Genomic DNA, 25025 nt, shown 5'->3' with positions numbered 1-25025 from the left:
CCCTGCCGGGGCGCTCCTGCGCCGGGGCTGGTCTTTGGGGCCCGCGCAATGGCGAAGTGCGGCGCGACGCCATCCCCGTGTCGAGGAAACGACTGTCCGATTCGGTCCCGTACCGGGGAGCCGTTCGGCAAACGCGCCTGCAACCTACTGCCTGTGCGCCCGTTGCCTATCGGAAGCGCGCCTGTCACCTACTGCAAGCGCGCCTGTCACCTATGGTTCCACGCGCGACGTCGTTGCGTTGGACGGTGGAAGAGACATAGGCTTGGTGTTCAGGATTTCGGAGAGGCACCAGATGTCGGGGCAGATCGTCGTCAAGCAGCGCCGTATGGAGACGCAGGGGCAGACCGTCCAAGGCACGCTGTTCGAACACATCGACGCCACCACGGGCCGACGCCACAGCGTCAACATGGTTTCTCTGTACGATCTGGCTCCCAAGTATATTTTCGACAGCCCTGAATCGAAGGCCAACGGGCAGGCGGCGCACAGCCTGGAGCCCCGTGACCCGGCGGCTCAGGACGACCGCCTGCCGATGATCCACCGTCAGTTTTCCTTCGCCGATCAGATCTACCACCTCACGGTCGTTCCGGCGCGCATCCAGCGCCGGGTGAAGGGCAAGGACGGCCGTTTCGTCCGCGATGCCAGCGGGGCTCAGGTGGTGGAGGAGATCGACGCCTATCCGGGTGAGCGCGAACAGATCATCGAGGACGTGATCCGCAAGCTGGCCTCTGACCCGGCGCGCCTGTCGGTGGACAATGGCGAGGCGATCCTGCGCTTCTCGCTCTACGAGGTCTGGCAGGAGCTTCGCTCGGTCCGGCACACTCTCAGCATTCCGGAGATCAAGGAAGCGCTGATGATCATGCGGCGCTGCACGGTCCAGATCGAACGCCGCGGCCGCCGCAAGGTCATGATGGATTCCGGCATTTTCGCCGGCCTCGGGTTGCGGCAGCGTCCCAGCGAGACGGACGACACCGATGATTCCTCGATCCTCGATGATGAGAGCAGCGACGCGGAGACCTTCGTCCAGTTCAACATGATGCTCCGCGAGGCGATCCGCCGGGTCGACTGGCACTCAATCTCCTACGAAGCTCTGATGAAGATCCGCAACCCGTTTTCGCGCTGGCTGTTCAAGCGCATCGCGGAGACGCTGAGGCAGGATCCCTCGCAGTCGGTCGTCAGCATCACCGCCCGCGACATCATCCGCGATTCCGGAATGTCGGAGTGGTCGCGGTTCCGCGACATGCGGCTGCGGATTCACGACGTCGTCAAAGCGCTCGCCGACACGCAGATCGGGGCGCTCGACCGTATTGAGATCGAGGAGATCAAGGAGGGGCGGAAGTACGTCGACGTCGAGTACAACCTTTATCCCTCCCAGTCCTTCCTCGACCAGATCCGCCGTGCGGTGGCGGAGCGGGCCGTCAACGAACGCGAGCTCACCTTGGTCGTCAACAACGACGATCTCGACGAGAGCGGCCGCCCCAAGCGTTTCGTTCCGGTCACTCCCGAGGTGGCCAACCAAAGCCGCCGTCGCCGTCGCGCGGCGCTGCCGAAGGGTGGCGACGGGCAGATGCCTCTGCTGGACATCGTCAAGTAAGCGCAGGCAAGGGGGCAAATGTGAACAGCCCCCGCCCTCCCCTGCCCGCCCGATGAAGCAAGCCGGGTGGTGCGGCGAGCCGTTCAATCGGCGAGGAGCGCCGCCAGCTTCTTCTGAATCGCTTCGAGTGCGGACCGTTCGGCGGCGCCGATGCCCTCACGGTTCTCCTCGAGCTTGGCAACCATCTGGACGAGCCCCCGGACCGCGGCGCCGGCCGCGCGTCTCTTGAGCAAAAGGCCATCCGGCTCCTTGCGCTTCATCTCCTGACGCTGCTCGGTGATCGCCTTCGCCGTCGCTCCCCTTCTGGCGAGCCTCCACAGCTTACGCTGCCCGTCTTCGCTGGGCGCGGCGGCGACCTCCTCCAGCGTGGTTTGCGGGACGCGGTCGGCGAGGGTCATGTACTCGTCGAGGACGTCCTGCGGCAGAGTGAGGATGCCGAGCGCCCGCGAGATCGCCGCGGGAGTCTTGCCGATCACTTCGGCCAGCTTTTCCTGGGTGTAGCCGTGCTTGTTGCGAAGGCCGTCGAGCGAGCGTGCCGTCTCGACCGCGTTCAGTGATTTGCGCTGCAGATTGTCGACCAGCGCCAGCTCGTCGGGGTCTCCCGAGAGCACCCGCGCGAAGATCGTGGTTCGGCCCAGCAACTCGAAAACCCGCAGGCGCCGTCCGCCGCCGACCAGGGCGTAGCCGCCTCCGCCTCCGGGGGTCACCAGGATCGGATACATCAGGCCATGCCGCAGGATGGACCGCCGCAGTTCGGTGAGGGAGGCATCATCCTGCACGGCGCGCGGCTGGTGCGTGTGGCGGTCGATGCGGTCGATGTCCAGTTCGAGCACCGAGGGGAAGTCGTCGGAGAGGTCGAACGCCTTCGGCGCCGGTCCTGTCACCTCGGCCGATGCGGTCAGGTCGGTGCGGCGGGCGAGCTTACGCGACATGGGCCTTCATCTCCTTGGCGGCGGCGCGGGCGGCGGCGGCGATTTCCTCGAAGACGGCGCGGCCGGGGATGTTCTTGACGGCGGCGAGAGGAATCACGCCCGACGCCGCCGCCTGGGCGAACACGGTCGCCCTCGGAATGGGATCGAAGATGCGATAACGATCGCCATAACCCCGGCGCAGATCCTCCAACGTCGCCTGGTCCTGGGTCAGGCGGGCGGAGAACAGCGTGGGAAGGATACCCAGCATGCGCAGTCCGGGATTGCGGCGGCGCCGCAGGTTCTCCAGGGAGTGCAGCACGTTTCGCAGGCCGACGAGCGCCAACGCCTCGGTCTGGCACGGCACCAGCAGAAGGTCCGACGCCTCGAGCGCGCTGACGGTGACGGCGCCCAGGTTCGGGGCGGTGTCGAGTACGATGAAGTCGTACTGGGTCCGGACTTCGCCGATGCGCTGCCGGAGGGGGGCCAGCTTGCCAAGGGCAAGTTCGACGTCGGCATCCGCCAGGCTCATAAAGGCGGGAAGGAGGTCGAGCCGCGGCTCCGGGGTTTGGATGATGTAGTCGGCGAGCGGCTTGTCGTCCGCCAGGGCGTAGTACAAGGTCCGGCGTTCGACCTCCATCTGGTCCATCTGGGTGGGCGAGTAGCCGAGATGGACGGTGGCGCTGCCCTGGCTGTCGCAATCGATCAGCAGAACCTTCGACCCCTGGGCGAGCAGGCAATAGGCGATGCACAGGGCTGAGGTCGTCTTCGAAACGCCTCCTTTCGCGGAGCCGCACATCACGACGGTGGCGTGGCGCGGCCGGTCGGTCCTGCGCTCGGTCTCGACAGCGTCCACGACCGCTTTGGGGGTCCGTTCCGATCCGCTTTCCCAGCGTGAAATCTGTGCCCGGTCGTATTTGCGGCCCAGGCTATTGTTGAGCCAAGCGGCCAGCTCGGTCTGGCTCCACCCGCGCTCCTCGCGCAGCCCCTTGAGGCTTTCTCCGGCCATGGTTCGTGGGGTCTCCCGTCCGCTTGTCCGGCCGCATCCTTCGTCAAACCCTCAACATTGTCAACGGATTTTCCAAAGATTGCCTCAACAGAGAGGTTTCGGCTTTTTAATATGGAAAGTTGCGAACCGGCTAGCTTTGCGCACTTTTTGCGAGCTTAAGTCGACTTAACCTCACACCGGTCCGCTTCCGTGCGGCTGAACCGCGCCACTTTAGCGGCAGTCCGTATCGGTGCCTGTCCGGCCGCTCAATGAAATGGTGCGCTTCTCGCCACTCCACCCTCGATGCATTCGGATCGTTATAGAAAATTTCGACGGCGAAGCATTGTTTCCCCAGAGAAACTTAAAGATTGTCTTTTGAAAGATATCATCAATTGCAAGTGGGCGTTCGTTGGCTTTAATCTCCGCAAACCAATTGGGGGCTCGGGCAGGTGATCGGTTGAAGGAGTGCGGTGCAGTGAAGGCAGGTTTGTTGAAGAATGGGTGGGCCCGGTTGGGCGGGGCATTCCTGATCGCGGCGACAGCTCTGGCGGGCGCCGGAGCGCAGCAGAAGGCCGAGGCTGCATCGACGCTGGTCTTCTGTTCGGAAGGCAACCCGGACAATCTGGCCCCGGCGCTGGCTCGCACCAACACCAGCTTCGATGCGATCCTGCACGCTTACGACACGCTGGTGCGCTTCGACGCGGAGTCGAAGAGCATCGTGCCCGCGCTGGCGGAATCCTGGACCATCTCGCCGGACGGCACCGTCTACACTTTCAAGCTGCGCCCCGGTGTGCGCTTCCACGACACGTCCGGCTACACGCCGACGCGCACGCTGACCTCCGCCGACGTGCTGTTCAGCTTCTTCCGGCAATGGCACAAGGACCATCCGTACCACTCGGTCGGAAACGGGGCCTACAACTACTTCAACGATCTCTCCATGGGCTCGATCCTGAAGTCGATCGAGGCGGTGGACGACCTGACGGTGCGCTTCACCCTGAACCGGCCGCAGGCGCCCTTCCTGGCCAACCTGTCGATGGTCTTCGCCGCCATCACCTCGGCGGAATACGCCGACACCATGGCCAAGCGCGGCACGCCGGAGCTGTTCGATCGGGAGCCGGTGGGGACCGGCGCCTTCCAACTTCTCTCCTATCAGAAGGACAACCTGCTTCAGTACAAGGCGTTCGAGGGGCACTGGGCGGGGCGCCCGCCGCTGGACAACCTGGTCTTCGCCATCACCCCCAACGCCACGGTCCGCTTGAACCGGCTGCAGGCCGGCGAATGCCATGTCATGCCCTATCCCAACCTGACCGACCTGCCGAAGATCCGGAACAGCCCGTCGCTGACCCTGCTGCGGCAGGAGGGCTACAACGTCGCCTTCCTCACCTTCAACGTGGAACGGAAGCCGCTGGACGACGTGCGGGTGCGCAGGGCGATCAGCATGGCCATCGACAAGGAAACGCTGGTGGACGCGCTCTACGGCGATACCGGGCGCACGGCGAAGAATCCGCTGCCGCCGACGAGCTGGGGCTACAACGACGCCATCACTGACATCCCCTACGACCCCAAGGGGGCGAGCCAGCTCCTGGCCGAGGCCGGCTACGCCAACGGCTTCGAGATCGAGCTGTGGCACATGCCGGTGGCCCGGCCCTACATGCCCGCCGGCAAGCGGGCAGCGGAAATGATGGCCAACGATCTGGCCCAGGTCGGCGTCAAGGCCACCCTGGTGACCGACGACTGGTCGGTCTACATGAAGCGGCTGATGAACGGCGATCACCAGCTGGGCATGATCGGCTGGACCGGCGACAACAGCGACCCGGACAACTTCCTCTACACGCTGCTGAGCTGCGAGGGAGCGCGCAAGGGCGGAGGCAACATGGGCAAATGGTGCGACCGCTCCTTCGACGACCTCATCATCGAGGCCAAGCAGACCACCGACGTCGCCAAGCGCACCGCCTTGTACCATCGGGCGCAGGAAGTGTTCAAAGACCAGGCTCCGTGGCTGCCGCTGGCCCATTCCATGGTGTTCATGGTGCTGCGCGAGGAGGTGAAGGGCTATCGGATGAATCCTTTCGGCCTGCACTTGTTCCACCGCGTCGATCTCGCCCAGTGAGCGGCGGCGCGAGGTGATGATCCGCACCAACATCGCCCAGCGGATCGCCGCGGTCGGCGGCATGCCCGTGCTGGTGGCGGCGGCCATTGCCATCGTCTCGTGGTTCCTGCTGCAGCAGTCCGACCGCGCCAACGGTTCAGTGGTCACCGCCGGCACGATCTACCGTGAACTGTTGGGGGCGGAGGCGGCGCGCTCCGACTATCTGAACACCGCGGCCAGCCGGCGGGCGGCGCAGGCCGTCCGTTTCGACGCCCACACCGGCGAGGCGCGCCGCCATCTGGACGCTCTGGCCGACGCCACCGAGGACGATGCGCTGGAAAGCGCCGTCAGCGAGACGCGGCGGGTTCTGGACCGCTACGCCACGCAGATGGAGGAGCTGAAGGCGGTCACCGAGCAGAACGACGCCCTGATCGGCGCCATGGCCCAGCAGGCGGCCCGGCTGATCGACATCACCGACGCCGCCCGCCAGCGCCAGAACCTTGCCAACCTCGGCTATGCCGAGACGGTGGCGGACTCCGACCGGCGCTTGAGCCTGCACCGCGACGTGCTGGACAACGCCCGCAGCATCTACGCCGCGCTGGCCGGTCTGTGGCGGCACGAGGCGGCCCGGCTGTCCCGCGAACACGGTCAGGCTCAAGGCGGCGGTGCACCCGGCAGTTCCGGTACGCACGACACCGGCGTGCTGATGCTGCGCCTGAGCAACAGCGCGGAAGCGCTGGAGGAGGCGCTGGAGCGGGCCGCCGCCGCGGAAGGGCGCGGGAGCCGCGGGCAAAAACGCATCGTCGCGGCGGTCTCGCAGGTGTCCAGCGCGTTGATGGACGGCGGCGACATCCGGGACAGCGCGCAGGAACTGGAAAAGCGCATCGACCAGATCCTGAACGTCTACGGCACGGCCTACGCCGCCACGCTGAACGAGGTCACCGAACTCACCGCCCACGCCGTGTCGGCCAACGAGACCGAACAGCAGGCGCAAGGCGTGACCATCGCCGTGCTGAAGCTGGCGCACGCCACAGCCGACGCGGTGAGCCACCGGGATATCGGCGCGACCATCACGCTGATCGCGGACGGCACGGCGGTGGAGGAGCAGATCGAGCGGATCGCGCTGCCCCCGCTGGTTCGCGGCGGCATGATCTCCGCCGTGGCCGGTTGGCGGGATAGCCTGGACAAGGTGCGCGAGGGGCTGAGCGTCCAGGACCTGATGATCGCCCAGATGGACGCGGACGCGAAGGAGATGGCGTCGGGCGCGAGCGCGCTGAACGATACGTTCCGCAGCAACGCCGAAACCATCGGGGCCTTCCTGCGGTCCGCCCTTGTGCTCGGGGCCACCGCCGGCCTGTTGCTGGCGATCGCCGGGGCCTTCCACGCCGCACGCTCGATCACCCGCCCGCTGGACCGCCTGCAAAGGCAGATGGTCCATCTGGCCCGGAACCCGCTGACCGGTGCCATCGTGGACACCGGACGTCGGGACGAGGTCGGGGCCATGGCCCGCTCGGTGCAGCATTTCGTCACCGAGATCGCCCAGCGGGAAACCGCCCTGCACGAGGCCAAGAACCAAGCGGAGGAGGCGACGCGGGCAAAATCCTCCTTCCTGGCGGTGATGAGCCACGAGATCCGCACGCCGATGAACGGCGTGACCGCGATGGCCGAGATGCTGGATCAGACCGACCTGACCGAGGAACAGCACGGCATGCTGGGCGTCATCCGGTCGTCGGCCCAGGCACTTCTCATCATCATCAACGACATCCTGGACTTCTCCAAGATCGAGGCGGGCAAGCTGGAGATCGAATCCGTCCCCTTCTCCCCCCTGGAGGTGGTCGAGGAATCGGCGGAGCTGGTGGCCGGGCGCATCGAGGAAAAGGGGCTTCAGCTCTCCGTCGACGTCGGGCCGGGCGTTCCCGATCGGCTGACCGGCGATCCGACGCGCGTGCGCCAGATCCTCATCAACCTGATGGGCAACGCCGTCAAGTTCACCGAGAAAGGCAGCGTCGCCGTGACGGTCAGCGCCGAGCCGCGCTCCATTGCGGATGGCGGGGTGATGCTGCGCTTCGCCGTAACCGACAGCGGCATCGGCCTGACCGAGGAGCAGCGGGCCAAGCTGTTCCAGCCTTTCCAGCAGGCCGACAGCTCCACCTCGCGCCGCTTCGGCGGCACCGGGCTGGGGCTGACCATCTGCCACAAGCTGTGCACGTTGATGGGGGGCGGCATCGGGGTGGACTCGGTGTTCGGCGAAGGGTCCACCTTCTGGTTCGAGCTGCCCTTCGCGGTGGCCGCCCCGACCGCCGACTGTCCGCAGCCCCGAACGCCGGCGGCCCCGGCGGTGGCGGTGGACGACGCCCGCGTGGTGGCCGTCGGCTTCGACGGCGCCGGCCGCCGGGCGCTGCAAGGCATCCTGGACGCCGCCGGCATAGCCCCGCTGGGCTGGTACGATCTGAACGACGGCCTTGAGGCGGTAACCAAGGCCCAGGCGGGTCCGGTGGAGCAGTCCACTCTTGGCGGTGAGAGCGGGCGGCTGGTGGTGCTGGTCAATGGCGGGGTGCAGTCCGAAACCGCCATCGCCTGCTGCCGCACCATCGTGCAGTCCCCCGCCTTCGCTGACGGTCCGGCCCCCGCGGTCATCCTGGCCGTGCCGCGGGCACTGGCCTCCACCATGTCGGAAGCCGACCGCATCGGGTTGCTGTGCGCCGTCAATCTGCCTTTGCGGCGGCGGCGGGTCTGGCTGGCCATCGCGGCGGCGCTGGGCCGGGCCAGCCTGGAACGGCGGTCGGAACCGCGGGAGCATGACGCCGCCGGCTGGGAACCGCCGCCCATCGAGACCGCCATAGCGGCCGGTGCGCTGATCCTGGTGGCGGAGGACAACCCGATCAACCAGACGGTGATCCGCCGCATGCTGAACAAGCGTGGCTACGCCATCGAAATGGCCGACAACGGCGCCCGCGCGCTGGAGATGCTGCAGCCCGGCCGCTATGGCCTGCTGTTGACCGACTTCCACATGCCGGAGATGGACGGCTTCGGTCTGACCCACGCCATCCGTGCCCGCGAGCGGGAGCTGGTGGAGGCGTTGGGCGCCGGTACGGTGATGCGGCTGCCCATCGTCGCACTGACCGCCGACGCTCTGCCGGGCACGCAGCAGCGCTGTCTGGAAGCGGGGATGGACGGCTATCTGACGAAGCCCATCGAATCCCGGCTGTTGGCCGAAACGCTGGACCGCTTCCTGCCGCAAGCCCGCTCGCTGCGCCTGCCGGCCCGCCGGACGTCTGCCAAGCCGGAGCCGGCCGCCGTGGCCGAAGCGCCCCCCGCATCGAGTTGGGCGGACGCCGACATCGACCCGCAGATCTTCGACCTCGGCCAGCTGAGCCAGAATTTCAGCCGTGACGACCCGGACGCCATGGTCTTCCTCGGCGATTTCCTGGGCATGGCGCCGGGGCTGATCCAGGCCGCCGTGACGGCGCTGGAGGCCGGAGCCGCCGGGGAGGCCCGCAACGCGGTCCACACGCTGAAAGGGGCGGCCCTTTCGATCGGGGCGGCCCGGCTGGGCCGGCTGGCCGCCGACACCCAGGACCTGTTGGACGCCGGGGACGCGGAGACCGCCGCGCTTCTCGCCAGCATGCTGGACGCCACCCTGGATGAGTTGATCACCGCGACCGCCGCGATGCGGGCGTCGCACAGTCCTGCACCGACGTCTTGAACAAGGGCAGCCCACCATGGCGGTAGATTACTCGAAGCTGAGCATCCTGATCGTCGAGGACGACAACTTCACCCGCGGCCTGATCCGCAAGGTGCTGAAGGAGATCGGTGTCCGCTCGATCCTGGAATCCTCGAACGGCAAGGACGGGCTGATGGAGGTGGTGCGCACGCGCCCGGACATCGTCTTCTGCGACATCCACATGGCGCCGATGAACGGCAAGCAGTTCCTCCAGGGGGTGCGGGGGATCAAGGTGAAGGACGTGGACAAGACCCCGGTGATCTTCCTGACCGGCGACGCCGACCTCAGCACCGTGCGCTTCGCCAAGGAGCACAACGTCAACGGCTATCTGGTGAAACCGATCAGCCTCGCCAAGCTGCGCGACAGCATCGACGCGGTGGTGTCCAGCAACGCCGGAATGACGCAATGGCTGACCTGAAACCAGCCTGAACCTGCCATTGCAAACGCCCTGAAGCCGGCGTTGCGCGTTCGGTGGGCGGATGAGAAACGCTTCGGTTTGAGCGATGTCACGCGGCGGCCCGTCCGCCCGCGCTTCACGGTCATGGGCAAAGCCAACTTCCGAGGCTTCTTGAAAGAACGCGGAGCGAGCGCCGGTCACCGACCGCGGCTACGATTTTTAATGCAAATAGGAATCACTTGCAATTTCAATTCCTGATTGGCAGAACATGGCCTTTCTCCACCAAATCGGATTGGCGCGCCATGATTGGAACCGCACCGATGGCAGAAGCCGCTTTTCACGGGCTGGCCTTGGCCGCGACCGTGGTCGGAATCGCCTGCTTCTATCTTTCGGCACCGCGCCAGCAATGGCTGACCCGCCCGCTGGCCGGTCGCCGTAGCCGGATAATCGGGACGCTCGCGCTGCTGGAAGGGTGGCTGCTGTGGTCGGTGGTGATGCATCCGGTGACCGCGCTGTTCACCAGCCTCACCATCGCGATGTTGGTCCTCACCATCCTGCCGTTTGCCGCTGCCGCCCGCGGAGCCATGCCTGCGCGCCGGGAGGGCTGAACGATGACCGACGCATCCTCCGCCCGCCACACGCAGGCTCCGATCCGTCCGGATTGGTGGAGCAAGAGTGTGGCCGGGGTGGTCCTGGGATTCTCGCTGGCCATCGCCATGTCGGGACTGTTCGCCTGGATCGGCCCCGGCGGGCCGGCCGCGGTGAACAAGCTGCAATTCATCATGTGGCTCGTCGTTCCGATCTGGCTGGGGGTGGCCAGCGTCTGCTTCCTGTTCCGCAGCGGGCGTCAGGCCTGGCTGTGGCTGGGCTGCGCCAACATCCTGGCCCACACGGCGCTGCTCGCCGCGCGCAGTCCGCTGCTGCACTGATCCTTTGCCCACCCGTCCCGCCCTCACAGCCGCGAGCCGAGCCATGGCCATCCGCACCGACGTCGTGCGCCTCTACCGGCAGGTCCACACCTGGACCGGCATTCTGACCGGGTTGATCCTGTTCGTCTGCTTCTATGCCGGCGCCCTCACCATGTTCAAGGAACCGCTGGAACGCTGGATCACGCCGCCGGTGGCGGTGACTCCGGCCACGCTCGACCGGGCGGAGGAACTGGTCGCCGCCACGCGCGCCTTGCGGCCGGAGGTGCGGGACTTCACCCTGGCGGTCGGGCCGGCCCTGGCCGGAGAGGTGCCGCTGCGCCTGACCTGGACGGAGGAACGCTTCGACCCCGCCCCCTGGGCCGCCACCCTGGCGCCGGACGGATCGGTGGCGGTGGAGCAGCTCAACCCATCCGGCATCGGGCTGCTGGTGGACTTTCTGCACCGCACCGTGGGCATTCCGGGCGATCTCGACATCGGCACGACGGTGACCGGCATCGCCAGCGCGCTCTACGTCGTGGCCTTGGTGTCGGGCGTGATCATCCTGCTGCCGTCGCTGGTCAAGGATTTCCTGGTCCTGCGCGTCACCCGGAACGTGAAGCGCCTGTGGCTGGACGCCCACAACGTGCTGGGGCTGATCAGCCTGCCCTTCCACATCGTCATCGCCCTGTCGGCGGTGGTGTTCGGGCTGCACGACCACATCTACGACACGCTGGACCGCGTGGTTTATGGCGGGCAGATGCGCGCCGTGGCGGCGTCCAGCAGCCCCTTCCGCACCGTGTCGAAGGACATGAGCCCAGCGGGGATGCTCCCGCCCAAGGAGTTCCTGACGCGCGTCCACAGCCTCGCCCCGGGCTTCCAGCCGGTCAGCCTGGAGTATCACGACGCCGGCACCGGGGCCGCCACCGTGCGCGTCTGGGGTCATGACCCGCGCTATCTGGTGCGGCGGGAGGGCTTCGTGCTGATGGGGGCGGTGGACGGCCGGATCATCGACACCGAATACATGCCGGGGCACCAGAACGGATGGTCGGCCACCGTCTCCGCCTTCTTCGCGCTGCATTTCGGGAGCTTTGGCGGTGGCATCGTGCGCTGGTCCTACTTCCTGCTCGGGCTGGCCGGGGCGGCCCTGTTCTACACCGGCAACCTGCTGTGGATCGAATCGCGGCGGCGGACGGAGCGGCAGGCGAAAGGCCGGTCGGCCGTCGGTCCGGTCGAGCAGAGCCGTGCCACCCGCCTACTGGCCGCCGGGACGGTCGGAGTCTGCCTGGGCTGCGTGGCCGGTTTGTCTCTGACCATCGCCGCCGGGAAGTGGCTGAGCGGGCTGGTGGACGACCTGCACGCCTGGCATTGGGGCATCTACTACGCGGTCTTTCTGGGCGCCTGCGCCTGGGCCTTCCTGCGGGGGGCGTCCCGCGCCGGGGTAGAACTTCTGTGGGCCAGCGCGGTGGCCACCGCGGCCATCCCGGCCACCTCGCTGCTCGGCCTCGTCATGCCGGGTCTTTGGCTGTCGGATGGGCTGATCGGAGTCGATCTGGTGGCGTTGGCCGGCGCCCTGGCCTTCGCCGCCATGGCCCGCAGCGCGGAGCGGCGCGCCCAGACCGGCCCGCGGGACAGCGTGTGGGCGGCCGCGGTCGGGCACCCGAAATCGGAAATGGGCATGCAGCCGCTGGCCCACCCGGCTGAGTGACCGACCCTTCCTGAAAAACAACCCGGACGAGTCATAGTCCTTGCAGCGAAAAGGGATATGCACTAACAATCGAAAGAGGTAGTTGAGAATGAGTCGCATTAGCAACTACGCATTTGTCTAATCAGGGGATATGAGTATGACCAATCGCACATCGGGGGCGTGTGCAGAGGAAGGGACGGCGGCCGTCCATCCGGTGGCTGCGGTGAAATCCGCAACCATGGTGGGTGTGGCGCTGGTGGCCGCGCTGGCGGGGGGAACGCCGGCGCTGGCCCAGCAGGCCGCCGCGGAAGGGGCGCCCGCCGTCCAGACGCTGGGACCGGTGACGGTGACGGCGACCGGCACAGCACAAAGCACGCTGACCGCTCCCGCCTTCACCACCGTCATCACGTCTGAGGATCTGAAGAGGGAGGGCGTGGCCTCCTCCGGCCTGCCGGAAGTCCTGGGCCGCTCGGTGGGCGTGAACGACCGCACCGACGCCACGGGCCGCGACGAGGTGGTGATCCGCGGCATGGGCCAAAACTACTCGCTGGTGCTGGTGAACGGGCGCCGGGTGTCCACCTCCGACGCGCTGTGGCGCGGCGGCGACTTCGACTACCACTCGATCCCGATGTCGGCCATCGAGCGGGTGGAGGTCGTGCGTGGCCCGCTGTCGTCGCTCTACGGATCGGACGCCATTGGCGGCGTGGTCAACATCATCACCAAGAAGCCGACCGACAAGTGGTCGGGCGAGATCAACGGCGACTACCGCGTCGTCGAGCCGGGCCGCGGCGGCACCCAGTACCGCACCGGTCTCTACGCCGCCGGCCCGATCGTGGACAAGGTGTCGGCCTCGGTCTCCGCCGAATACTTCAACCGGCAGGCCTGGTACGACGACTCCCGCTACAACGGCGTCGTTCCGGTCCTGGAAAAGAAGAACCTGGCGAACCTGCTGACCACGCTGGCCTTCGACGTGACGGAGAACCAGACGCTGGAGGCCAATTACGGCCTGAACCGCGACAACCGGCCCCGCGGTTATTACGACCGTTGGCTCTCCTCCCAGAAACAGGAGATCGTCCGCAACACCTTCGGCGCCGCCCACCGCGGCAACTGGGGCTGGGGCGACACGCTGGTGGAGGCCAACTACGAAGACGGCCGCATCGACGACTACAACTCGTCCTTCAACGCGCCGCAGCAGCGGCATCTGAAGGAGAAGAACCTCTTCCTGCACGGCCGCTCCAACTTCCAGCTCGGCTTCAACCGGCTGACTGCGGGCGCGGAATACCGCAAGCAGACGGTGGAGGACCCCAACACCTTCCTGCAGTCCGGCAAGTCGGAGATCGGGCAGAAGGCCGTCTATCTCCAGGATCAGATCGGGCTGATCGACGGGCTGACCCTGACGCTCGGCACCCGCTACGACCACCACGAGATTTTCGGCGGCAACTTCACCAGCCGCGCCAACGTCGTCTACGCGCTGACCGACGCGCTGTCGCTGAAGGCCGGCGTCAGCCAGGGCTACAAGGCGCCGGACGCCTATCAGCTCAGCCGTGAATACCGGGTCGTGAGCTGCGGCGGCCGCTGCTTCCTGTCGGGCAACCCGGACCTCGAACCGGAGACCAGCACCAACTACGAGATCGGCCTGGAAACCCGCTATGACCGCTGGGACGGCAGCGTCGTGCTGTTCCACAACAAGGTCAAGGACATGATCCAGGCGGTCTACGATCCGGTGGCCGTCGCCCGCAATTGGAGCAACATCAACAATGTGGACATCTCGGGCGTCGAGGTGACCGGCTCCGTCAGCCTGACTCCGAAGCTGCTGCTGTCGGGCAACTACACCTACCTCTACACCGAGCAGAGCAACGGTGCAGAGCTGGACTACCGTCCGCGCCACAAGGTCAACGCCTCCCTGACGTGGCAGGCGCTGGACACCGTCAGCACGTCGGTGTCGACCAGCTACACCGGCCCGCAGTTGCAGGGCACCAGCAAGATGCCCGGCTACACCCTGCTGAACTGGGGCGTCAGCGCCGACGTCACGGAAGCGCTGACCGTCGGGGCCGGCGTCAAGAACATCACCGACGTCATCCTCAGCGAGAAGAACGTCAACTTCACGTCGGTGGAGGTGGGACGCAACTACTACGTCTCCGCCAATTACCGCTTCTGATCCGCCGCCGCCCGTCCCCGGTTTGCGCCGGGGGCGGGCGCGTCCGCTTTCCAAAGACGCCTTCGGCGATGCCGGAAAGGCCCGCCCATGACCCTGTCGAACCTTTTCGTCGATATCAGTCTTCTGAAGACCAACCCCGATTTCCGCCGCGTGCTGATCGCCCGGACGATCTCGCTGATGGCGCTCGGCCTGCTGTCGGTGGCGGTGCCGCTCCAGGTCTACGCCCTCACCGGGTCGAGCCTTCAGGTCGGGGTCGCCGCCGCCTGCGACGGTGTCGGCATGTTCCTGGGGCTTCTGCTGGGCGGCGTGCTGGCCGACCGGATGGACCGCCGCCGGCTGATCCTGTTCGCCCGCAGCGTCTGCGGCCTGGGCTTCCTCGGGCTGGCGGCCAACGCGGCGCTGCCCTCCCCGTCCCTTCCGGCGATCTACGCCCTGTCCTTCTGGGACGGCTTCTTCGGAGCCATCGGCGTCAACGCCCTGCTGGCGGCGATGCCCCATCTCGTCGGGCGCGCCAATCTGGTGCAGGCCCGCGCGCTGGGCATGCTGTCGATGCGCGTCGCCACCATCCTGTCGCCGGCGCTGGGCGGCCTGCTGATCGCCGGGCTGGGCGTCGGCTGGGTCTATCTGCTGACGGCGCTGGGCACCGGACTGACCGTCCTGACCCTGCTCGGCCTGCCCCGGATGATGCCGCCGGGCGAGGCCGGGGAGAATCCGCTGCGCGCCATGGCGCAGGCCTTCGCCTTCCTGTTCGGCCACAAGGTGATCTTGAGCGTGGTCGCTCTCGGTTGTCTGAGCACGGTCACCACCTCCATCCGCATCCTCTTCCCGGCTCTGGTCGAGGAGGTGTTCGGCGGCGGCGCCTTCGAGACCGGGCTGATGTACAGCGCCGTTCCCATCGGGGCGACGCTGGGCGCGGCACTCAGCGGCTGGGCCGCGCGGCTGGAGCGTCCGGGTCTGGCGATGGGCGGCGCCTGCATGGGCGCCTTCGCCTGCGTCGCCGTGATCGGGGCCGCCGGAAGCCTTTATGTGGCGCTGCCCCTGCTGGTGCTGTTCGGCTACGCCACCTCCATCGCCTCGCTCCTGGAATACAGCATGGTGCAGGGCCACACGCCCGACCGGCTGCTGGGCCGCGTCAACAGCCTGTGGACCGCCCAGGACGTGTTCGGCGACAGCGCCGGCACCGTCGGCATGGGCCTGCTGGCGACGCTGCTGAGCCCCGCCGTGGGAATCCTGGCGCTGGGTCTGGGCGCATTGGCGCTCGCCGCCGCCGTGACCGCCACCGCCACCACGATGCGCGGAGCGCCGATGAGCGACCCCGCCCTGGAGGGAACCGGATGATGACGCGCGCCATGCCGATCCTGCTGACTGCCGCCCTGCTTGCCGCAGCGCTTCCCGCCGCCGCCCAGACGCGGGTGAAGGTGACGGCGGTGGTCGCCGCCCCCGTCCGCCAGACGCTGCAGCTCCCCGGCACGCTGGTGTCGCCGCAGAGCAGTGCTCTGTCCGCCCAGGTCGAGGGCCGGGTGGACACCCTGCTGGTCGAGGCCGGCGACCGGGTGGAGGCCGGGCAACCCCTGCTGCGGCTGGACGACACCGTTGCCCGGCTGGAGCTGGAGCGGCTGGAGCATTCCCTGGCCGAGGCCGAGCACCTGCAACGCGACGCCCTGCGGCTGGCCCGCGAGGCGGAGGCGCTGGCCGGCGTGCAGAGCGTCTCGCAGTCCCGCTATCGCACGCAGCTCGCCCAGGCCGCCATCGAGGAGGCCAAGGTCCGCCAGCTCCGCGCCGCCGTCGCCATCCAGCGGGAGCAGGTGGCGCGTCACGGGCTGACCGCGCCCTTCGCCGGAGTGGTGACCGAACGGCGCACCGAACGCGGGCAATGGGTGGGGGCGGGCGTCTCGGTGCTTCAGCTCACCGCCGCCGACCCGCTGCGCGTCGTCGTCGACGTGCCGGAGCGCCAGCACGGGCGCATCGAGGCCGGCACGCCGGTCACCGTTCTGGTCGCCGATGCGGCGGAGGGGGCCGGCATCGCCGCGGCGGTGGAGCGGGTGGTGCCCGCCGCCGATCCGGTCAGCCGCAGCTTCCGCGTCCACATCGCGCTTCCCAACCCCGAGGGGCGGCTGATGCCCGGCATGTCGGCGCGCGTCGGCGTCGCGCTCGGCCCGGCGCCGGGAATGGCGGAGATCGCGCTCCAGGTCCCGGCGGACGCGGTGCAGCGCCATCCCGACGGCAGCGCCCGCGTCTGGGTGGTGGAGCGCGGCGACGACGGGGCGGTGGCCCGCCCGGTGGCGGTGCGCACGGGCCGCCATTCCGGCGACCATGTGGAGGTCCTCAGCCCCGAGCTTCGCCCCGACGATCTGGTGGTCGTCCAGGGCAACGAGGGCCTGCGCCCCGACCAGCCGGTCGTCCCGGACATGGTGGGGTGAGGAGACCCCCTCTCCCCCCTGGGAGAGGGGAAACCGCAAGTTTCCAATCCGGAGTCATGATGACCCGCCTGATCCTGCGCAACCCGCTGGCCGCTTTGGTGTCGGTCCTGATCCTGTGCCTGCTGGGCGCGGTGTCGGTCTTCCGCATTCCGGTGCAGATGATCCCCGACATCAGCCCGCGCCGGATCATGGTGGAAACCAACTGGCCCGGCGCCACCCCGCAGGACGTCGAGCAGGAAATCCTGATCGAGCAGGAAAAGTACCTGCGCGCCATTCCCGGGCTCGTCCGCCTCTCCTCCGGCGCCGAGTTCGGCGGCGGCCAGGTGGAGCTGGAGTTCCCCTCCGGCACCTCCGTCGACGAGGCGCTGATCCACATCGACAACGCGCTGTCGCAGGTCACCGATTATCCGGAGACGGTGGACCGCCCGCGCATCGTCGCCGAATCCGCGACGGCGGAGCCCTTCCTGTTCTTCGGCGTCGAGCGGTTGGACGGCGCCACCGACGCGCTGTCCATCCAGCGCGAGACCAACTGGATCGAAAACGTCCTGCGCCCGCGGCTGGAGCGTGTGGCCGGCGTGGCGAAAGCCGAGGTGATCGGCGGGGCCGCGCAGGAGATCCACATCCTGCTCGACCCGCTGAAACTGTCCGCCCGCAATCTGAATGTGGGGACGGTGCGCGACGCCGTGCGGGCGCGCAACCGCGACGTCTCCGGCGGCGACCGCGACTTCGGCAAGCGCCGCTATTTCCTGCGCACCATCGGGCGCTTCGCCGACCTGGAGGATCTGGCCGACCTGATCGTCGCGCGGGAGAACGGAACGGCGATCCGCCTACGCGACGTCGGATCGGTGACCATGGCGACCCAGGAGGCGCGCAGCGTCGCCTTCGCCGACGGGCGCCCCACCCTGCTCGTCACCATCGGCAAGAGGGCCGGCGCCAACGTCATCGCCGTCAAGGAGGCGGTGACCGGGGCGGTGGAGGAGTTGAACCGCCACGCCCTGAAGGAGCGCGGTCTGTCCATGCGGCTGCTGTCCGAGGACGTGCGCTACATGGAACGGTCCATCGACAACGTGCTGAGCAACCTGATCGCCGGCAGCGTCCTGGCCGCGGCGGTGCTTCTGCTGTTCCTGCGCTCCATCCCGGCGACCGCGGCGGCGGCGGCGAGCATGCCGGTCTGCACGCTGGCGACCCTGCTGGTCCTGGCCGCCGCCGGGCGCAGCATCAACGTGATCTCGCTGTCCGGCGTCGCCTTCGCCATCGGCATGACGCTCGACAACAGCGTGGTCGCGCTGGACGCCATCGCCCGCCATCTGCGCATGGGCAAGTCGAAGGCCGCCGCGACCGAGGACGGCATCGCCGAGGTGTGGCCGGCGATCCTGTCCTCCACCCTCACCACCGTCCTGGTCTTCCTGCCGGTGCTGTTCATCACGGCGGAAGCCGGGCAGCTCTATTCCGACATCGCCATCGCCATCACCGGCGCCGTCGTCATGTCGATGTTTGCCGCCCTCGTCCTGGTTCCCGTCGTCGCCGGGCGCTGGTCGGTGGCGCCCCCGGCGGTGAAAGGCCCGGAAAAGGAGGGCGCGCTGGGCGTCGCGGTGCGCTGGATGCTGCGCAGCGCCCGGCGGGAGCTGGCGATCCTCGCCGTCTCCGCCGCGGCCATGGCGGCCGTCATGCTCACCATGGTGCCGCCCGCCGAATATCTGCCGGAGGGCGAGGAAGCCACCGTCTTCAGCTTCATGTCCGCCCCGCCCGGCTACAGCATGGACTCGATGCAGGAGGTCTGGCGGCAGATCGACCCGCTGTTGAGCCGTCAGGTGGGCGCCGCGGACACCGACGCCGAGACCGGTATTCCGCCGCTGCGCGTCAATCTGAGCTTCATCCGCCCCGGCTTCATCCGCTTCGTGACGGAGCCGATGAACCCCGCCGACACCGACGCGCTGATCGCCAACGTCACCAAGCGGATGCGGGCGATTCCCGGCATGCGCGGCTTCGCCGCGCGCGGGTCGATCTTCTCCGGCAACAGCGGCGGCGCCCGCGCCATCCGGCTGGAGCTGAGCGGCGGTGACCTGACCACGCTCTACGCCACGGCGCTGACGGTGCTCGACCGTGCGGGCGATCTGTTCCCCGACGGGCAGGTCAACAGCGACCCCTCCCCGCCCACTCTGGCCATGTCGCAGCCCTTCCTGGAACTGCACCCGAACTGGGAGCGCGCGGGTGAGATGGGCATCGGGCTGGCCGAGCTGGGCTACACGCTGCGCGCCTATTCGGACGGTGCCTTCGCCGACGAGTATCTGCTGAACGACGAGACGCTGGACGTCTATCTGCGGGTCGCCGGGGGCATGGGCCGCGACCGTCAGAGCTTCGCCGATCTGGTGCTCCACACCGGCCGCGGCGCCCCGGTGCCATTGTCCAGCTTGGCGGAACTGCGGGAAACCGTGGGTTCCTCCAGCATCGCGCGGATCGACGGGTTCCGGACGGTCACCCTGACCATCATCCCGCCGCGGTCGGTGGCACTGGAATCCGGCATCGCCGCGGTGCGGACCGATTTGGTGGACCGGCTGCGCGCCGAGGGCGTGATTCCCGACGGGATGAGCACCCGCATCACCGGGGCCGGCGGGTCGCTGGACGAGCTGCGCTCCGCCCTGACCGGCGGATTCCTGCTGGCGCTCGCCGTCACCTATCTGGTTCTGGTCGCCGTCTTCTCTCATTGGGGCTATCCGTTGATCATCATGGCGGTGGTGCCCACCGGGATCGGCGGCGGGCTGGTCGGGCTGTGGCTCTACAACCTCGTCGCCGGCCTGCCCGGAGGCATCGGCCCGCCGCAGCCCTTCGACGTTCTGACCATGATGGGCTTCCTCGTGCTGGTCGGGACGGTGGTGAACAACCCCATCCTGATCGTCGAACAGGCCGCCGTGAACCGCCGGACACACGGCATGTCCGGGGTGGAGGCCATTGCCGACGCCTTGCAGAGCCGACTGCGCCCCATCCTGATCACCACGGTGACGACCGTCGCCGGCCTGATCCCGATGGTCGCGGTGTCCAGCGCCGGGACGGAGCTGTACCGCGGGCTCGGGCTGGTCGTGCTGTGCGGACTGTTGATTTCCAGCCTCGTGACGGTGACGGTCCTGCCCGTGGTGCTGTCGCTGGTCTTCCGCCTGTCCGACCGGCTGGGCGCTTTAGCGCCCGACCAGAGGATTGCGGAAGCGGGCGATTAATTCCGAGAGACAAAAATCCCGCGCCGGTTGCAGAAAGCGCTTGCGCGGGATCGGACATATCCCTATATTGCGAATGAGAATCATTCGCATTTAAATGTATGCGGACGCCGCTCATGGCTCCGGCAGAACGCCGGTGGCGATTCCCGCGCCCACACGGACTGATGGCGGCGCGCCTTTTTTCCGAACATGTCAACGTCGTCCGCGCTGGCGGATGGACAGTGGAGGCTCGTGTTTCCATGGACGTTCTACCCCTGCCTGCCGGGGAGCGGCCGCTCGGCGGCCGTTCCGACCCGGATTTCGCCTTCGCCTCGTGCGGCCGCGTCCTGAAAGCCTACGGCGTGGATGAGCGGCTGGACGTCGCCCTTGACGACCGCAGCTTCGCCGATGGCCGGTGGGAGGAGGCGCTGGACCGCGCCTTCCGCCGCCGCAAGGCCCAGGGCGTCGAGAATCCCATCCTGGTCGGCGCCGTCCCCTTCGACGGACGCCAGCACGCCCGCCTGTTCATCCCCAAGCGTTGCGATTGCGAGGACGCCGGCCGCATGGCCGCCGACCCCGACCCCGTCGCGCTGAACGCCATCGAGGAGACGGTGGGGCGCGACTCCTTCGAAGCGGCGGTAGCCCAGGCCATCGACCTGTTCCGCGACACCGCTTTGAAGAAGGTCGTTCTGTCGCGCCCGCTCGACGTGGAAGCGCGCGAGGCCTTCGCGCCGGGCCGCCTGCTGCGCGCCCTGCTGCGGCAGAATCCCGGCGCCCACGTCTTCGCAGCCCCGGTCGCCTACGGACAGACCCTGGTGGGGGCGAGCCCGGAGTTGCTGATCCGCAAGACCGGGCGGACCGTGGTCAGCAATCCGCTGGCCGGGTCCGCCCCGTGCAACCCGTCCGCCGAGGTGGAGCGCCAGCGCACCGCCGCCCTGCTCGCGTCCACGAAGGACCGGACGGAACACCGCTACGTCGTCGACGCGGTGCGCGCGGCGCTCGCCGGCTTCTGCAACCCGTTGTCCGTGCCGGACGCGCCCAGCGTGATCCGCACCCCGACCATGCTGCACCTGTCCACCGAACTGACCGGTGAGCTGGCCGATCCCGCGGTGTCGTCGCTGCGGCTCGCCCACGCGCTGCACCCGACTCCGGCGATCTGCGGCACGCCGACCGACCTCGCCCGTGACGCCATCGACCGGCTGGAGGGCTACGCCCGCAACTGGTACGGTGGCATGGTCGGCTGGATGGACAGCCGGGGCAACGGCGAGTGGGCGTTGTCCATCCGCTGCGGGCTGGTCCAGGGTCGGCATCTGCGCCTCTACGCCGGGGCCGGCGTCGTCGTGGACTCCGACCCGGCGGCGGAGTGGGAGGAGACGGCGGCCAAGCTGACCACCATGCTGAACCTGTTCGGCGTCGCGTCCGCCCGGCCCTCCAACACCGACCTTCCGGTGGAGCTGGCGTCGTGACCATTCCCTTCACGCCCTGGCCCGCCGAATTTGCGGAGCGCTACCGCGCCAAGGGCTACTGGACCGGCAACCCGCTGACCGACGTGATCGACCGCCACCAGGGTGCGGCGGCGGAGGCCACCGCGATCCTCTGCGGGGAGCGCCGGTTCCGCTACGCCGACCTGCAGAGCCTGTCGCTCCGTCTGGCCGCCGCCTTCCGCGCCCGCGGCCTGCGGCCCGGCGACACGGCGCTGGTCCGGCTGCCCAACCGCGCGGAATTCTACTTGGTCTTCTTCGCCCTGCTGCGCTGCGGGGTGGTGCCGGTCAATGCGCTGAACAGCCACGGCGTCTATGAGCTGACCGCCTACGCGCGCCAGATCGAGCCGGCGCTGGCTATCCTGCCGGCGGCGGACCAGGCTTTGGTCGCCCTGATGACGCAGACGGTCGGGCCGGAGCGGCTGCTCCTGCTCGGCGCTCCGGCGGATGACGGGATCGGCGGCTTCGCCTGGGCCGATGGCGATGCGCTGGCGGAGGACGCCGCCGGGCCGCCACCCGTCGCCGACCCGGCCGGCGTGGCCTTCTTCCAGCTGTCCGGCGGCAGCACCGGCACGCCGAAGCTGATCCCGCGCACCCACGACGACTATCTCTACAGCGTCCGCCGCAGCGTCGAAATCTGCCGGCTGGACGGGTCCTGCCGCTTCCTCTGCGCTCTGCCGGCGCCGCACAATTTCACGCTCAGCTCACCCGGCGCGCTCGGCGTGTTCCATGCCGGCGGCACGGTGGTGATGGCCGGCGATCCCAGTCCCGCCACCTGCTTCCCGCTGATCACGCGCCACCGCGTCACCTGGGCGGCGCTGGTCCCGCCGATGCTGTCGGTCTGGCTGGAGGCTGCCGGCGGCGCCGAGGACCTGTCGAGCCTGGAGGTCGTCCAGGTGGGCGGCGCCAAGCTCAGCCCCGCCGTCGCCGAGCGGGTGCCGGAGCGGCTGGGCTGCCGTCTCCAGCAAGTCTTCGGCATGGCGGAAGGGCTGGTGAACTACACGCGGCTCGACGACGATCCATGGACGGTGGTCAACACCCAGGGCCGCCCCATGAGCCCCGACGACGAGATTCGCATCCTCGACGCCGCTGGCCACCCGGTCCCGCCCGGCGCGGTGGGCGAGCTGTGGACCCGCGGTCCCTACACCTTTCGCGGCTATTACAAGGCCGAGGCGCACAACGCCCGTGTCTTCGACGCCGAGGGCTTCTATTGCAGCGGCGATCTGGTCAGCCTGGCCCCGGGCGGCAACCTCGTCGTCTGTGGGCGCAACAAGGACCAGATCAACCGCGGCGGCGAGAAGATCGACGCGCAGGAGGTCGAAGACCTGCTGGCCGCCCACCCCGCGGTGAGCCACGCCGCCGTCGTCGCCATGCCCGACGCGCTGATGGGCGAGCGGTCCTGCGCCTTCGTGATCGCCCCGCCCCGGCACGAAGCCGTCGGAGCTGCGCCGCTTCCTGCGCGGCCAGGGGCTGGCCGACTTCAAGCTGCCCGACCGCTTCGTCTTCGTCCCGGACCTGCCCAAGACCGCCGTCGGCAAGGTCGACAAGCAGACCCTGCGCGAGCGGGCGCGCCAAGACAACGCTCTCACGGAAACGACCGCATCATGACCATCCGATCCATCGCCCCCTACGCCCTGCCCACCGCGGCGGACCTGCCGCAGGACAAGGTGTCCTGGAGCGTCGACCCAGCCCGCGCGGTCCTGCTGATCCACGACATGCAGGACTATTTCGTCGGCTTCTACGGCACGGCGAACCCGGCCATCGTCAGTTGCATCGACCGGATCGTCCGGCTGAAGCGCCATCTGAAGGCGCTGGTGCCGGTCTTCTACACGGCCCAGCCGCCGGAGCAGTCCGACGCCGACCGCGGCCTGCTGAACGACATGTGGGGGCCAGGCCTGACGGCCAAGCCGGACCTCGCCGGCATCGTCGCCCCGCTGGCCCCGGACGCCGACGACCGGGTGCTGACCAAATGGCGCTACAGCGCCTTCTTCCGCGCCCCGCTGGCCGAAATGATGGCGGAGGCGAGGCGCGACCAGCTCCTGATCTGCGGGATCTACGCGCACATCGGCGTGATGCAGACGGCGCTGGACGCCTTCATGCGCGGCATCAAGCCCTTCCTGGTCGCCGACGCCATCGCCGACTTCTCACGCGAGGATCACATGATGGCGCTGCGCTACGTCGCGCGCAACGCCGGGCGGACGATCCATTCCGACAGCGTTCTGGCCGCTCCCGCGGCGGTGCTGAGCAAGGAGGGGCTGCGGCGCATCTTGCTCGCCTCGCTGGACGAGGTGCCGGGGGACGACGACAACCTGATGGATTTCGGCCTCGATTCCATCGCGGTGATGCAGGTGGTGGACCGCTGGAAGGCCGCGGGGGTCGAGGTCGGCTTCGCCGAACTGGCCGCGCAGCCGAGCATCAACGGCTGGTGGGCGCTGATCGAGCCCCGGCTGGCCGCTTCCGGGCGCGTGGCGGCATGATGGACTTCGGGGGCCGGACCGTCTGGGTGACCGGCGCCGGGCAGGGCATCGGGCGGGCCGTGGCCGACCTGTTCCACGCCCGCGGCGCCATCGTCGTCGCCTTCGACCGTCACTGGCACGACGGCGGGGAGCGGCCCTACCGCGCCGTGACGCTGGACATCGCCGACGCCGACGCGGTCGCCGGAACCTGTGAGGCGCTGTTCGCCGAAGGCACGCGGATCGACGCGCTGGCCAACGTCGCGGGCATCCTGCGCATGGGACCGGTGGAGGCGATGACCGACGCCGACTGGCGCGACACCTTCGCCGTCAACGTGGCCGGTCCCTTCCACATGATGCGGGCGGTGATCCCGGCCTTCAAAAACGGCGGGAGCGGCGGCGCCATCGTCAGCGTGTCGTCCAACGCTGCCCATGTGCCGCGGATCGGCATGGCCGCCTACGGCGCGTCGAAGGCGGCGCTGACCAGCCTGACCATGACGGTGGGGCTGGAGCTGGCGCCCTACGGCGTCCGCTGCAACGTCGTCTCCCCCGGCTCGACCGACACGCCGATGCAACGCGCGTTGTGGAGCGGGCCGGACGGTGCGGCGAAGACCATCCAGGGCAATCCCGGCCAGCACAAGCTCGGCATCCCGCTCGGCAAGCTCGCCACGCCGCGCGACGTGGCGGAGACGGTCGTCTTCCTCGCCTCCCCCCGCCGCCGGCCACATCACGCTCGCCGACCTGCTGGTGGACGGCGGGGCGACGCTTGGGCGCTGATCCTTTTCGTTTCCAGGAATGATCCAATGACGAACGACCAGTATGTGAATCCCTTCGACGACGAGCGTCACGACTTCCTGGCGTTGGCGAACGATGCCGGCCAGTTCAGCCTGTGGCCGTGCTTCGCCGCGGTGCCGGAGGGCTGGACCGCCGTCTTCGGCCCCGCCGGGCGCGCCGCCTGCCTCGACCACATCGAGGCCGCCTGGACCGACCTCACCCCCGCCGCCGCCTGACGGCTTTTCAAAGCACTCACGAGGAC

16 protein-coding genes and 2 pseudogenes are annotated in these 25025 nt (G+C 68.5%); 16 read left to right on the top strand and 2 right to left on the bottom strand.

All coding sequences use genetic code 11. From position 1 onward, the window contains the following. Positions 1–292 precede the first annotated feature (292 nt). Entirely contained in the window at positions 293–1591 is a 1299-nt protein-coding gene (locus tag H1Q64_RS25615) for a plasmid replication protein (RefSeq protein WP_237906681.1), read from the top strand. An 83-nt stretch (positions 1592–1674) separates the two neighbouring features. Here the strand turns inward: H1Q64_RS25615 and H1Q64_RS25610 are convergent, their stop codons facing one another. After that, a complete protein-coding gene (locus H1Q64_RS25610; protein ID WP_237906680.1) occupies positions 1675–2523 on the bottom strand; it encodes a ParB/RepB/Spo0J family partition protein in 849 nt (282 codons plus the stop codon). Further along, a complete protein-coding gene (locus H1Q64_RS25605) occupies positions 2513–3508 on the bottom strand; it encodes an AAA family ATPase (RefSeq protein WP_237906679.1) in 996 nt (331 codons plus the stop codon). Before H1Q64_RS25605 ends, H1Q64_RS25610 begins: the two co-directional genes overlap by 11 nt. Positions 3509–3998: 490 nt before the next feature. Here H1Q64_RS25605 and H1Q64_RS25600 point away from each other — a divergent pair, with 490 nt between their 5' ends. From H1Q64_RS25600 to H1Q64_RS25530, 15 genes and pseudogenes are all read left to right on the top strand, one after another. Continuing rightward, the gene (locus tag H1Q64_RS25600; protein WP_237906678.1) at positions 3999–5597 is read left to right on the top strand and encodes an ABC transporter substrate-binding protein; all 1599 of its coding nucleotides are present in this window, start codon (positions 3999–4001) and stop codon (positions 5595–5597) included. Between the two features lie 16 nt (positions 5598–5613). Then, the gene (locus H1Q64_RS25595) at positions 5614–9282 is read left to right on the top strand and encodes a hybrid sensor histidine kinase/response regulator (protein ID WP_237906677.1); all 3669 of its coding nucleotides are present in this window, start codon (positions 5614–5616) and stop codon (positions 9280–9282) included. A gap of 16 nt (positions 9283–9298) precedes the next feature. Then, complete coding sequence (locus H1Q64_RS25590) at positions 9299–9718, top strand: response regulator (RefSeq protein WP_237906676.1); 420 nt, start codon at positions 9299–9301, stop codon at positions 9716–9718. A 281-nt stretch (positions 9719–9999) separates the two neighbouring features. Beyond that, entirely contained in the window at positions 10000–10305 is a 306-nt protein-coding gene (locus H1Q64_RS25585) for a hypothetical protein (RefSeq protein WP_237906675.1), read from the top strand. A gap of 3 nt (positions 10306–10308) precedes the next feature. Next, positions 10309–10626, top strand: coding sequence for a hypothetical protein (locus tag H1Q64_RS25580; RefSeq protein WP_237906674.1), 318 nt, complete (start codon positions 10309–10311; stop codon positions 10624–10626). A 43-nt stretch (positions 10627–10669) separates the two neighbouring features. Beyond that, positions 10670–12310: a PepSY-associated TM helix domain-containing protein gene (locus tag H1Q64_RS25575; RefSeq protein ID WP_237906673.1), complete on the top strand. Its 1641-nt coding sequence runs from the start codon at positions 10670–10672 to the stop codon at positions 12308–12310. A gap of 202 nt (positions 12311–12512) precedes the next feature. Then, positions 12513–14447, top strand: coding sequence for a TonB-dependent receptor domain-containing protein (locus H1Q64_RS25570; protein WP_237906672.1), 1935 nt, complete (start codon positions 12513–12515; stop codon positions 14445–14447). A gap of 87 nt (positions 14448–14534) precedes the next feature. After that, complete coding sequence (gene entS / locus H1Q64_RS25565; protein ID WP_237906671.1) at positions 14535–15785, top strand: enterobactin transporter EntS; 1251 nt, start codon at positions 14535–14537, stop codon at positions 15783–15785. Next, positions 15782–16867, top strand: a complete 1086-nt coding sequence (locus H1Q64_RS25560; protein ID WP_237906670.1) for an efflux RND transporter periplasmic adaptor subunit — start codon at positions 15782–15784, stop codon at positions 16865–16867. The genes entS and H1Q64_RS25560 overlap by 4 nt, the downstream gene beginning before the upstream one ends. 59 nt (positions 16868–16926) lie before the next feature. Beyond that, positions 16927–20079 (top strand): efflux RND transporter permease subunit, encoded by a 3153-nt coding sequence (locus H1Q64_RS25555; protein ID WP_237906669.1) that lies wholly within the window; start codon positions 16927–16929, stop codon positions 20077–20079. Between the two features lie 236 nt (positions 20080–20315). Continuing rightward, a complete protein-coding gene (locus H1Q64_RS25550) occupies positions 20316–21521 on the top strand; it encodes an isochorismate synthase (RefSeq protein ID WP_237906668.1) in 1206 nt (401 codons plus the stop codon). Further along, positions 21518–23144, top strand: a pseudogene (locus H1Q64_RS25545) ((2,3-dihydroxybenzoyl)adenylate synthase). Before H1Q64_RS25550 ends, H1Q64_RS25545 begins: the two are co-directional and overlap by 4 nt. Next, positions 23141–24013: an isochorismatase family protein gene (locus H1Q64_RS25540; protein ID WP_237906667.1), complete on the top strand. Its 873-nt coding sequence runs from the start codon at positions 23141–23143 to the stop codon at positions 24011–24013. The pseudogene H1Q64_RS25545 and the gene H1Q64_RS25540 overlap by 4 nt, the downstream one beginning before the upstream one ends. Next, a pseudogene (gene dhbA, locus H1Q64_RS25535) lies at positions 24010–24766 on the top strand (2,3-dihydro-2,3-dihydroxybenzoate dehydrogenase). Before H1Q64_RS25540 ends, dhbA begins: the two are co-directional and overlap by 4 nt. Before the next feature lie 26 nt (positions 24767–24792). After that, entirely contained in the window at positions 24793–24999 is a 207-nt protein-coding gene (locus H1Q64_RS25530; RefSeq protein WP_109071752.1) for an MbtH family protein, read from the top strand. Positions 25000–25025 lie beyond the last annotated feature (26 nt).

This window comes from Azospirillum brasilense, from assembly GCF_022023855.1.
Classification (GTDB): Bacteria; Pseudomonadota; Alphaproteobacteria; order Azospirillales; family Azospirillaceae; genus Azospirillum; species Azospirillum brasilense_F.
This window is presented reverse-complemented; position numbering and strand designations above follow the sequence as displayed.